The sequence below is a fragment of the Gramella sp. AN32 genome, from assembly GCF_023718305.1.
GTDB lineage: Bacteria > Bacteroidota > Bacteroidia > Flavobacteriales > Flavobacteriaceae > Christiangramia > Christiangramia antarctica.
In genome coordinates this window covers 221,592-234,279 of sequence record NZ_QEYO01000005.1, presented here as the reverse complement: position 1 = coordinate 234,279, position 12,688 = coordinate 221,592, and the positions used below count along the sequence as shown (strand labels likewise).

Genomic DNA, 12,688 nt, shown 5'->3' with positions numbered 1-12,688 from the left:
TCCCGCCTTCTGCTTCGGGTAATAAAGGAGGTGATTTACTCGGCTAACCCCTATCTTTCCATTTCCGATGGTGGATCCGGAGGAAAAATAAAGGTATTAATTGTCTTGATAACATCCCAGAAAATTTCCCCACTACGGTCCTAATTAGATATAGCTATTCTGAAATTACCTCGAACTTGCGATCGGTACTTATATACATGATACTTTCATTTTCATGGCTTGAGAGTTGATGTACTGTTTCTCCCTCCGAGCCAAAATAGCTTCCAGGCTCCAGGTTTTTTTCATTTGTCTCATCAGGTACTTGGTAAATTAGATTCCCATCGATATGTACGCCATGGAAATTTGAACCGCTACAACATTAACCAAAAAGTCCATTCAACTTCTCGTAATGCAAGTTTCGAATAAGTTGAATATTTCAAGGTATTAAGCTACTAATTACTTTTTATTAGACCAATTTTTTTAATTAAAATCTAAACTATGGGAAAATTTGAAATTAAAAAGGATCGGGCAGGTGAATTCCGGTTTAACCTAAAAGCAAGAAATGGCCAGGTTATTTTAAGCAGCGAAGCTTATAAAGCAAAGACCTCTGCCTCTCGTCCTAAAATAGGTTGACTAAAAATTAAACACTTTTAGCAATCTATGGAAACACAAAACAATGGCACCTGCCGAAAAAAAACAGTATCAAGTATCAAAATCTTGTTAATCTTTTGATTTTCAAGGCAAGCTTTTAAATATAGGTAGGAATGATGAAAGCACGTTATTTGGGTGCAGATGATTCCTTTAAAAAGCTTTCTAAATTATTGGACTACCATACTAAGAATATGAAAAATGTTTTGAAGTACGGAACTATGAAAAATTATTACACATCAATTATTTGAAATCCAGCTATAAAATTTCCGGTTATCCCAGCTAAAGATAGCTATGGAATTTCCTTGATTGGGTTCAATGTATTCTGCTGTAAACTCCTCAAGCAACTCACCAACTCGAATGAAATCAGAATCATTTTCATATAGAAAGTATTTCGATTCAGTATTATTCCAGTGCCCTGAAGAGCTGTCGGGATATGGGATCCTTCCTTCTCCTTCAAAAGAGAACGCACTTAGGGAAGGTATATCTGATAAAACATTCAAAAACTCGTCACATAATCCGGTGTCTTCTAAATTGGTGCCACAAACAACTGCGAAAGAATTCTCCGGAAGCCTAAAAGTTTTATCGAAAATAAGATTGGAAAAACTTGAATCGATAATTTCGAATGCTACAGTTTCTGTGGTTATGTTGACTTCATACAGATCGGTGGTATTGCCTCGAACCAATTTCAACTGCCTGGTAGATAAAGGTAATTTTAACGACCCTGTTGCAGGTCCAAAAGCTGTAAGACAAATTTCAGGTTGGCCAATACTTTTAAACTCCACCGTCAGTATTTCATTTTCAAAAGAATGTTTGAAGTTTATGTAATAATTATAGCAGGGATATATTTTTGTGGTTTTAAAATCCAAGGATAAGACAGGAGAAGACTGCTCATTGTTTTCGTGAATCTCCCTGGCAAAAAAATCAATTTCTGTTTCCAATATCGTTTGATCAACTTCCGGTAGTTTATCCTTTTCACAGGATACCAACATCAGGAATAAAACCAGAAGTAAAAGTTTCCGCATGATTATCTTTTATATTAGATGGAAAAAATGAATATTCTAATGTACAAAAACCTACACCTATCGAAAAAGGATTTTTAAAACATTGTAACCTCCGGCGCAAACCATGATTGGCATAACCATCATGGTTTGTTGATATTTTTATTGTAAACCAATATCAAAGTAAGCAGCTAATAGCCAAAAGCTAGTTAATTGAAATATGGCTAAAAAATTCTAAGTGCGTAACATCTAAATGAACGGTCGCCCTCTTCCATAAGCCGGGGAAAAGCTTCAAAATATTTTCTGGCATAAAAATAAGCAGATCTCATTTCGCTGCACCGGTACCAATTCAGTATATACATTTATAGGAGAAGAACCCATTTCCAATCTAAAGTACAATTCAATCCCTAAGCCGATTTACTACGTATCAGTTCTGCAATCTCATGCGCAACAATTATTGAGGTCACTCCCGATTTCGAAAAACTGATGCTGTGTATTTTCTCAAACCGTGTCTCTTCAAATTTACCTTCAGGTTCATATTTAACGAGGTTTGGATTGACGTTTACTTGCATAATAGCCTTCTTGTAAAGTTTAAAACTGTGTTTGATTTGCTGCCGAGGACTTAGTCTCCTTCATAAAAACTAATTCCCATTAGTTTCCATCGTTGTTTAATAAGCTTTAGCGTATTCTCAAATCGTTCAAAATCTTTATTCTCTAATGTAGTCCATCCCACTTCTGCATAGGCTGCCAGACGTGGAAAAACTTGCTGCTCCATACTTGCAACAGTGGGTATCCACTCACTCCACATCTGAGCTCCTGTACCCAAAATTCGATAATGGTATTCTTTATTCAATCCTTCGGGAACAGGATTAAACGCATAGGATTTTGATAAAGGCGTGCGCTCATAGGTATAATCTAAATAGGTATCCCAGTGGTTTGAATTCACCACATCATAGCCTTGCTCTACCGCCTCATTTATAAGCTTTAAATCGCCTTTCCAGAAATGCACAATGGCAGATTTTGCCAATTTTTGCTTTGCTTCAGCAGAAGTTTTACCGTCATCTTCGTGAATATCTGTACCCATAATCTCATTCCAACCCATCATTCTTTTACCGCTACTATCTATGTAATTTGAAATCTGATTGGTGAAATAAATCTGCAAATCGATTGGAGTTTCCAATCCATTTTTGCTCATAAAATCCTGTGCAATTCTTGAATCTTCCCAAGGTTTAAAATTCACTTCATCACCGCCTATATGAATGACCTCCCCCGGAAATAATTTAATCACTTCATCCAAAACATCGGTTAAGAAAGTCACGACTTTAGGATCTGCAATGTTGAATGAATCATCGAGTTTACCAAAGGTTACAGATACTTCTTGCGGCACGCCCATAGAGCTCAACCAGGGATACGCGGCTATTGCTGCGGTTGCGTGACCGGGCATTTCGATCTCGGGAACAACGTTTATATGTTTACTTTCAGCGTATGCCAAAATCTCTTTTATTTCGCTTTGCGTATAAAAACCCTCGTGTGGTTCTCCCACGCGTTCTTCACTTTTTCTACTTAATTGAGTGTCCCTGCGTTTAGATCCTATTTCGGTTAATTTTGGGTATTTTTTAATCTCAATTCTCCAACCCTGATCGTCTGTTAAGTGCCAATGAAACGTATTCATTTTAAACATAGACATTTGATCTAAAATATTCTTGACCGCTTCTTTACCTTTAAAATGTCTTGACTCGTCCAACATAAATGCACGCCACGGAAACCTGGGTTTATCTGTTATTTCTATAAATGGAATTTTTACTGATTTATAGGTTTTCTCAAATTCAAAATCTACCGGAAGGAGTTGTCTAAAAGACTCAATCCCATAGAAAACACCGGTAGCCGTCGCTCCGGTTATATAAATACCTTTTCTCCCCACACTAAGCGTATAGCCTTCTTCGCCTAATTTATCCTTTAAACTTTCATCAATTTTCAACAAGATTCCTATCCCTTTTTTCACAAGTTTGGGAGTTTTAGAAAATCCTTTTTGTAGTAAAGCTGAAAGAAACTGTACTTCATTCTGAAGGCCTTCTGATGCATTAATGGTCACTTTATCTTTTAAAACAAAGGTGCCGTTGCCATAACCGATTGATGAAGGTTGGGGTATAATCTGCACCTTTTCTTGCGCTAATATAAAATGCGCATTCATAATCACAAAGGAGAATATAAGTAAAGCTAAACGCATCTTTTTATACCTCGAATTCGATAGTAATTTCATAATTCAATTCGATTTAAAGGGAATAAACAACTTCTCCCGATTTGATAGTTTGTATAATTTTTGTTGTGTTTGAAGCTCTTTCTAAAACAATTAAATCTGCCGTATTGCCCTCTTTTAAACCACACCGCGTTGTATTACCTAAAAGCTCATTTGGCCTTAGAGAAGCCATATCAAAAATGTTTGATAGAGTATCTATTTTCGTGCTGATTAAATGATCTACACAATCAAGTAAAGAACGTGCAGAACCGGCGAGCATTTTAGGACTGCCTTTCATAAACAGTCTTCCATTCTCGTCTAACTCGACAGCTCTGCCTATATGACTTTGGTAGGAACCTGGCGGCAAACCGGCAAACTTGGTCGAGTCACTTATCAGAACACTCTTGTTTTTTTTCACTCTTAAAAACACCTTAAGCAAAGATTCCGGCAGGTGAAAACCGTCTGCAATTAAGGTTGCCCATAAGTCTTCTGAAGCCAACTGCTCCCAGATATAATTAGCATGTCTCGGCATAACCAAATGGGAAGCATTACCTAAATGGGTTGAAAATCTGGCGCCTGTAACAACTGCTTCCTGTATTTGTTCAGGACTTGCTGCCGTATGTCCAATCGCTACCGTCACACCGTTCTTTACACAATTTTTAATAAACGAAAGAGCACCTGGTAGCTCCGGAGCTAGCGTAATTATTTTGATCTTTCCCTGTGCGATTTCCTGCCATTTGCAAAAAAGTTCCCAGTCTGGAGCTTGTATATATTTTAAAGGATGTGCACCGCGAGGTCCATCTTCAGAAGATAAAAATGGGCCTTCAAGATGTATCCCCATAATGCTTTCGTTTAGGACTTTATTTCCCGCGCAGCTTTTTAAAATTATTTCAAGAGTGCTGCTAATTGCAGCATCACTATTGGTAATTAGTGTGGGGAAATAACCGGTAACCCCTTCTTTGAATAATTCCTGAGTTATCGTTAAGACCTTTTCTTCAGTTAAGCCCGGTTCATTAAAATCGATTCCTCTAAAACCGTTGATTTGTAAATCTACCAGGCCGGGTGCAATAAATTGATTGGCCTTAAGTGCAGAAGTGGAATGGATAGCCATTATTAAACCGGATTTTATTTCCAGCTCAATAGGCTCCTCTGTTTTATAATGTATCCCTTTTAAGGTACTTGCCATCCTGCTTTGGTTTTAATGATTATTATCCAGATTAAAATGTAATTCTTTGACTCTTGAAGGCACTTCCCTTTTGTTGAAAAAACCTAGAACGACATATAAAATCAACGATATAAAGGTAGGACCACCCACTTCGAGCGCAAAAGAATCTACAGGGAAAAACTTGAGCATAACAAAGAAAAACAAACCACCAACTATAGAAATAATCGCTACCCGACCATCACTTTTTCTGAAAACAGGCAACAGCCCTAATATCATGGGGATGGCTATTGGTCCTAATAAAGCTGCAAACCAGGAAATAATCAAACCGAAAACACCTCCAAAAACACCGGCATTTAACGCAGTAACGATGGTAAGTATCGTAAAACTTAAAGTCGTAATACGAGCAAGCTTCAGGAGTTGTTTGTTTGAATAGTTTTTAATCTTCGGAAAAAGATTGGGTAAAATATCTCGACTTATTACTGCCGAAACCGTATTGGAGTCTGAAGCCGTCATCGAAAGCGTATTTGCAAATAAGGACGCTAAAACTAAACCTACCAAACCTTGCGGGAGAAAGTCTAATACCATCTTTCCATACGATAAAGTTGGATCTGAAAGATTTTCAAAAAATAGTGGCGCAGCAAACATGGGGTATAATAAAATAAGCGGCCATATAAAGTAAAGACATGAAGATAAAATCGCTGCTTTCTTTGCGGTTTTACCGGACGAAGAAGATATAAACCGGGTGGCTAAATTCCAGGTTCCACCACTGTAACTAAAGAAATTAATGACCAGCATTACCAAAGCAAACGACAAAGTATAGGGATCATTAAAAAAATCAGAATTGCCTTCCGGGAGACGATCCCACATATTAAAAATACCAACGAAGCCATCGTCGAGTTTGATGATAATCATCACAAACATGGTCAACCCGGCCAGCAGTTGTACGATAAATTGGCCAAAATCATTCCATACATCTGCCCAGAGTCCGCCAATGGTTATGTAAATAAGCGAAATTGTACCTACCAGTAGAATTCCAAAGCTTATAGACGTTCCGCTAAAAACATTTAAAAGCACTGCTATTGCTGCCAGTTTCCCGCCGGTATCAAAGACTTTAATAATAGCCCCGGCCCAGGCAATAAGTTGCTGCGTAGGTAGATTATACCTCAGCAATAAATATTCGGTAGGTGATTGTATTCCTGCATAAATCCGCAAACGAGACCATCTGGGTGCAATATAGAAAGCAGCGATCATTGTGGCAATACCTACCGTAAATGCCCACCAAACATACAAGGTAAAACCGTGTGTATAAGCAATACCCGCATAAGCCACAAATACTGCCCCACTATAGCCCGAAACATGATGTGAAATACCAGACAACCACCAAGGTAATTTACCACCGGCTGTATAAAAATCTTCAGAATTCTTAACCCGAAAATATGCCCACAACCCTATTGACAATAGCATTATAAAGTAGAGCGATAATACAATCCAGTCTAATAATTCCATTTAGCTTGAGGTCTTTTCGTTATTAATTTCTAAAGGTTTTCTATTGTAAGTTTAATGGCTTCAATCGTATTTCAGCTTTGACAAGCGATCGTGCAAGACCTCAACTTGTTGAAGTCGCAATGCATTCTGATCGTTAAGTTCTGCGTCGTATAAAAAGCCTGCATTGAGTTTGTAAAAACGGGTATTCAAATCTTTAGCTTCAGCTATTAAACCATCTAATTGCTTTAACAATTTCGGAGCCTGATCACTTGTATAGTCCACCGAATTATAAGTAGCTTCCACTTGTTTAAAGTTTAAGTAATGCATTCGCAAATCTGCCATAAGTTTAAAATGGGCAAATTCTTCCACATTATCTTTTACATCAACCTTTATCAGTTCATCCCGTATGTTGCCAAAGTATTTGATCATCTCCCCTATGCTTTCACTTTCTTTCGGCTTACCATTTACTATTAACTCGGGTGAGCTGTTGAGAAAAGCTACAAATCGCTCTGTATCTTTAATAGATAAACCAAAGCGTGTTTTGGAGTAGTTTTCAATAAATTTTTCGGTATTAATCGTGTCTTTTGTCTTTAATGCTTCCGCATAGCTGGCAATAAGAATTCTAAATCCTGTAAGCGGATAGGTATTTCTAAGCTGAACCATATCTACCACACTGTAACCTACATCCCAAGTAAAACCGTAAACGCCACTGGTAGACCAAGAAGTCATCACCATACCTTCATAACCAGCGTTGCGCGAATACGGTATAAAATCTCTTTGGTTTTTAAAATGCGTTTTCCAGTCGGTCACATACCAATTATCCGGGTGACTGCGAATGGCGGGAGATCCCCAAAATGAAAAACCTTTTTCCTGAAGCGCCGGTATATCACCAAAGTGGTTGATTTTCCAGCCGTAATTCCAATCTACAAAAATGGTTTCTTTGGGTAGTTCCTGAGCTGCTTCAGGGTGTTTTAGAATAATATCTGCCCACATTACCGGTTTTTTACCCAGATCAACAACAATCTGCGTAATCATAGACATATAATCTACAAACAGTTTTGAGGTGCCTACTTCTTCCACACGCTTTTGACACAGCGGGCAATGACCTAAAAGACGGGTTTCATCGCCGCCAATGTGCATATAATCTGAATCGTGCATTTCGGCCATATCGGTAAACAACTCGGTAAAAAGTTGTTTACTTTCTTCAATCTTCATGGGGCAGACCTGAGAAATATCCTGTCTGTCCTCCTTTAAATCACTGTATCTGGGGTTTCTTAAAATATATTCTAAGTGTCCCAAACTTTGCTGCAGCGGAATAACCTCAATCCCTATTGAATTGCAATAACTCACAAAATCTTTAACTTCTTCTCTGCTGTACGAGTACTCATTTGCGATAGTTGCATGCTTCTCAAAAGGATAGGTCGCTTCATATTCCATCACCAGCGTATTCATCCCAAAACCTGCAAGTTCATCTGCAAAAGCTTTTAGCGCATCAGGGGTCATCACCTGTATGCGCAAATCAAGATGAAATCCCTTCACCTTAAAATCAGGTTGTTCTTTTTGAGCAATTGCAACACATGAGCTAGCTATTAGTACGTAAGCAACAAGTATCATTTTATATAAAAAATTAAATCTCATAGGTTGTGTGCTTTAATCGTTTAGAATTTTAGGTTTTATTTTAGATGCATCTTTAAAAGCCGCTTCATCAAAGAAAAATTCACAATTGTCGTGAGTGGTAAGAATGGATGCAGGACACGAGGTGGTCACGCTACCTGAAAATGTGTTTTTTACAGCTTCACTCTTTTTAGCTCCCAGTACCACACAAAACAAATGCTTTCCGCTTAAAAGGGTCGGTATGGTTAAGGTCAGAGCTTTTTTAGGCACATCTTCCAGCGTATCAAAACAACCGTCGTGAACTTGCTGTAGGCGACAAGGCTCGTCTAAATTTACTGTTTTTATAATGTGTTTATCATTAAAATCTGCAACAGGAGGATCATTAAATGCGATATGACCGTTCTCTCCTATACCCAAACAAACAATGTCTATAGGCGCTACACTTATTAATTTAGAATATCGTGTTAACTCCTCATCAATAGCTGAACTAGGATTAATTGTATATTTCTTTTTAAGGCTTACTTTAGAAAATAAATTCTCCTCAAGATAATTTGCAAAAGATTGTGTAGCACCTTCAGGCAGACCTATGTACTCATCCATATTAAAAGCAACAATATTGCTCCACTTTATAGTTTTTGACTTTGATAAATAGTCTAGCATAGCATCCTGTGAAGGAGCAGCCGCAAAAACAATACGTATAATTTTTTTATCTTTCTGTAATTTTTCAATACAACTCTCGATCTTCTTTCCTGCGGCAACACCAGCTAATTCACCTGTTGAAAGGACATTAATATCTTCGCGAGATTCTAACATGTGTTTATTTTTTTATTTCGATAAGTATAGACAAAAAGTTTGATAGTCATCAAAAATGACCCCATAGCAATTCACCCAATTGTTACTTCGTTAATTAAGATTAAAGTTGGTGTTTATACAGACTAATAAATTTCGACGCGATCTATAATCATTTCGCCCCCTATGCCATTAGCAGGACTTGCCCCTCTAAACAGCCACAGGTTTATTTTAACGCGTTCATCTGTATGTGGTGGTACATTTTCTCCCGTATACATCCACGTATTGACGATTGCATCTGCTTCGGGAGTGAGGGTGTGCCCTGTGTAACTGGCAAATTCTATACTCTCAGGTTTCCAATCAAAAAAATGCGTAGATAGATTGTCATCTAAATCAAGGTCAAAACGCTCTTTATTTCCTGCTTTAAAGGAAGGTTGGACCGCAAATTGTGAATTTTGATTTTCGGGATCAGACCATCTTGAAAATTCGATATCTATTTCTTCGTCATCGGTAATATGGGTAAACAAGCCACCAACTAAATCTTCATCAAGATTATCTACACGGCTTGACACGTAAAAAACATACTTTTTAAAGCCGTACGATTGGCGCAAAATAACCCCGGAACAATACCATTTCCCATTGCGTTCAACAACTCTAAGATGCAATCTCCCGTCATCATCTACCCATACATTTTCTTCGGAATCTGAAAAATAATTGGGTCCGGGACCTTGTTTTCCTTCATCAGTAGTACGAACCACCCACTCATAACCCGAGAAATTTATAATTCGGGTTGAATTTACAATGGGTAGTTCATCATTCTCCTGAGAGCTTGCACAAGAAATGAACACTAGTAAAAATGCTGCCAGTAAATAACCGGTTATTATCTGTTTATTAACTAAGCTTAAATTCATCTTGCACTACTTTTTACTATTGAATAGTTATATCTAGGCTGAAACTTTCAAGACTGGATCCTGCTCGGTCTCTTGCCGATAATACAATGGCATCCCCTGTACCAGACCCGTTGCTTATGTAAACCAAATTTTTAGAATTTACATCAAGCTGGGTAAGACGATCGCCAGCTTTTAATATATCTGCGCCCCTTATAAGCCATCCGTTTTGAGGAATTTCTTCAACTGTAAAGATGATATCTGCAGCAGCCGCTCCTGTTACTTCGAGCACCTCACTACTTAATACATACGTTTCTCCACTGGTAACGGAAAAACCCGTATTTGTTGTTAAATCGAGAACATTATTACCCGATGCTATTGTAGCAATAAGCATAGGTGCATTTAAGCTTGTATTTTCTTTGGTAGCAAACTCATCGGTTTCATCGGTTCCTGCTTCCCCGTCAAGGACAAAAGAAACAAGCTGGCGTGAATCTAAGCCGTTAAAAAAGTCGGTCACATCAAAAGCGAATGTGTTTATTTTAGTCGTAGTCAAACTGGCAACTGGATTTCCCGTAGGTAGGGTCGCATTGTCAAAAGTTAAACTTGACTCGTTCCATAAGGTATCATTTACAGCAAAAAGATTCATACCAACCCCTTTGGCAGCTGTAAACTTCACAGCCATATCGAGTCGTACATCGGTTATCACACCTTCTTTATCAAACTCATTTAAGTCGAACATCATATATGCCTTTCTATCATAGTTTCCATTATCACTTACATTCTTTACTTTCATAATAATATCTCTTCCGTAGTTAACACCAGAGTTGGAACCACCATTTATATACGCATCGTGTTTGGGATATATCGTATCTGTTTTTACAGAAGGATCAGGAATATTTAAGTTACTGGCAGGTGCAGAAAAATATACGATTGAAGAAACTATGTGCATCGCACCATTTGTAGGTACCAGATTAGACGTTACAATCGTCCACTGTTTGCTTGTTCCCTCATTAACCTGACCTTGATAATTTGTATTATGAGACAAGAACATTATCTGTCCGTTCTCAGTGTCATAGGCGATGGGGTTATTGCTGTCTGCCAGGTCCGGATCTGTAAATAAAACCACATCTTTAACAATGTGATATTTAAGTGTATTCCTTAAAATAGGAACGGGCACATCATCAAGGCTCGCATACAAGTTTGCAGCTAAATATTCCTCAAAAGCCGTATTTGTAGGTGCAATAAATGTTTTAGCATCCATCCCCTGGTATATAGACTCGAGTCCTACTCGCCTTATTGCAGCTTCGAGCAAAACCAGCGAATCGCTAGACTGAATATATTCCCAGGCATTAACACCTATTTCTCCAGTTGAACCTGAATTTTGATATTCAAAGTTTTCTTGTATTTCGCAACCGGACATCAGACTAATTAGCACCCCAATTAGCAAAAAGTAAATAGTTTTTATATTCTTCATCACTTTAATTTTATTAATTAAACATTGATTGACAGCTTTTTTACTATTGATAAAAAGAGTTTTGATCAAGGTTAGGGTTTCTATTTAATGCATCTTCGTGAAGAGGCCAAACCAAATTAGCTTCATCACTTAAACCGTTTATAGGTTGCATAACTTGTATCGCTTTACCAGTCCTTACTAAATCAAACCAGCGGTGTCCTTCGTAAGAAAGTTCAATAGAGCGCTCGTGAAGTATAGCCGATTGTACATCACCGTAAGCAGCAATTGCACTTGCTTCATCTAAATTTGGAAGACCAGCTCTGGTTCTAATAATATTTACAAGATCTAGCGCTTCATCTGTTTGACCTAATTCGTATAAAGCTTCAGCCTTTAATAAAATGATATCTGCCAGGCGTATAAGCACAATGTTATTTGAAGAAGGATCGGAACTCTCATCATTAAATCCTTCCCCGAAGTATTTCCAGATTTTACGTGGCTCAGCTGCCGTGGTATCATAAATTTTTGTTTGTCTTAAGTCATTATCTTCAAATGAGTTTTTAAATTTTTCGCTGGGAAAATAATCACTGTCTGATCCTAAAGCGTAGAGCACTCGTAATGCATTTGTTTGTACGTCATTATACCCCACCTCAAAGATACTTTCATTTGAAAAACCGGTCGTGAAAATCTTTGACCAGTCTGCCATGCTTACCAGGGAATAAAGACTATTATCTAAAACTAAATCTGCTGTAATACTTGCATTTTGATAGTCTTTTCGCCACATATACACCTGTGTCAACAATGCATTTGCACCGCCCTGAGTTATAAGAACACGGTCGCGTTCTCCACCAAAGTTTTCATTGCAATTTTCTGCAGCGTACTTAAGATCTTCTACTATTTGATCCAGAACAAGTTCTTTATCGGTACGTTCTACAAAAAGTTCTTGCTCTACACTTTCATAAGGCTCTGTGATTAAAGGCACATCTCCCCAAATACGCACCGCATAGAAATACGACAAGGCTCTTAAGGCTCTTGCTTCCCCTATTAATCGGAAACCAAATTCACTTTGAGAAACTTCCGGAACATATTTGATCGCATAGTTTGCGCGACTTATAGTCTGGTACAGTGAAGTCCATTGTGCAGAACGCATTGTTTTATTCAGCGTGTTTTGCTTCAGTAATAAAGGATCGCCAGAATGATTTGTTTCCACCGCATCTGCTCTCCCTTCTCCCCAATAAGCAAAGTTGATGCGGTAGTTTGATTGCAGAGATTCATAAATACCATAAACGCCTGCCTGAGCATCACTTGTGGTTTTATAGAACCCTTGTGCAGAAAAACTGCTTAAGGGTTCTTTATCTAAAATATCCTGCGAGCACGATAAGGTACTCAACAAAATAATGGCTACTATTAACTTCTGTAATTTTTCCATATCTT

Annotated in this window: 10 protein-coding genes and 1 pseudogene; 1 reads left to right on the top strand and 10 read right to left on the bottom strand. The window is 37.9% G+C overall.

The window, feature by feature from the left end; translation table 11 throughout:
* Positions 1–477: 477 nt before the first annotated feature.
* Positions 478–588: pseudogene (locus DHD80_RS08320) on the top strand (DUF1508 domain-containing protein); the annotation flags it as partial.
* Between the two features lie 278 nt (positions 589–866).
* Here DHD80_RS08320 and DHD80_RS08315 read toward each other — a convergent pair.
* The 10 genes from DHD80_RS08315 to DHD80_RS08270 all read right to left on the bottom strand — a co-directional run bounded on the left by DHD80_RS08315 (position 867) and on the right by DHD80_RS08270 (position 12,683).
* Positions 867–1,652 carry a hypothetical protein gene (locus DHD80_RS08315; protein WP_251740699.1) on the bottom strand — a complete coding sequence of 262 codons (786 nt, stop codon included), beginning with the start codon at positions 1,650–1,652 and terminating at the stop codon, positions 867–869.
* 383 nt (positions 1,653–2,035) lie between these two features.
* Positions 2,036–2,200: a hypothetical protein gene (locus tag DHD80_RS08310; protein WP_251740698.1), complete on the bottom strand. Its 165-nt coding sequence runs from the start codon at positions 2,198–2,200 to the stop codon at positions 2,036–2,038.
* Positions 2,201–2,250: 50 nt separating this feature from the next.
* The gene (locus DHD80_RS08305) at positions 2,251–3,888 is read right to left on the bottom strand and encodes a beta-N-acetylhexosaminidase (RefSeq protein WP_251740697.1); all 1,638 of its coding nucleotides are present in this window, start codon (positions 3,886–3,888) and stop codon (positions 2,251–2,253) included.
* A gap of 13 nt (positions 3,889–3,901) precedes the next feature.
* A complete protein-coding gene (locus DHD80_RS08300; RefSeq protein WP_251740696.1) occupies positions 3,902–5,050 on the bottom strand; it encodes an amidohydrolase family protein in 1,149 nt (382 codons plus the stop codon).
* A gap of 12 nt (positions 5,051–5,062) precedes the next feature.
* Positions 5,063–6,535, bottom strand: coding sequence for a sodium:solute symporter family protein (locus tag DHD80_RS08295; protein ID WP_251740695.1), 1,473 nt, complete (start codon positions 6,533–6,535; stop codon positions 5,063–5,065).
* A 60-nt stretch (positions 6,536–6,595) separates the two neighbouring features.
* A complete protein-coding gene (locus tag DHD80_RS08290; protein ID WP_251740694.1) occupies positions 6,596–8,152 on the bottom strand; it encodes a family 20 glycosylhydrolase in 1,557 nt (518 codons plus the stop codon).
* Positions 8,153–8,164: 12 nt separating this feature from the next.
* Positions 8,165–8,941, bottom strand: a complete 777-nt coding sequence (locus DHD80_RS08285; protein ID WP_251740693.1) for a glucosamine-6-phosphate deaminase — start codon at positions 8,939–8,941, stop codon at positions 8,165–8,167.
* Positions 8,942–9,063: 122 nt separating this feature from the next.
* Positions 9,064–9,828 (bottom strand): glycoside hydrolase family 16 protein, encoded by a 765-nt coding sequence (locus DHD80_RS08280; protein WP_251740692.1) that lies wholly within the window; start codon positions 9,826–9,828, stop codon positions 9,064–9,066.
* Between the two features lie 16 nt (positions 9,829–9,844).
* Complete coding sequence (locus tag DHD80_RS08275) at positions 9,845–11,347, bottom strand: DNRLRE domain-containing protein (protein ID WP_251740691.1); 1,503 nt, start codon at positions 11,345–11,347, stop codon at positions 9,845–9,847.
* Positions 11,322–12,683 carry a RagB/SusD family nutrient uptake outer membrane protein gene (locus DHD80_RS08270; protein WP_251740690.1) on the bottom strand — a complete coding sequence of 454 codons (1,362 nt, stop codon included), beginning with the start codon at positions 12,681–12,683 and terminating at the stop codon, positions 11,322–11,324. Before DHD80_RS08270 ends, DHD80_RS08275 begins: the two co-directional genes overlap by 26 nt.
* Between the last annotated feature and the right edge of the window lie 5 nt (positions 12,684–12,688).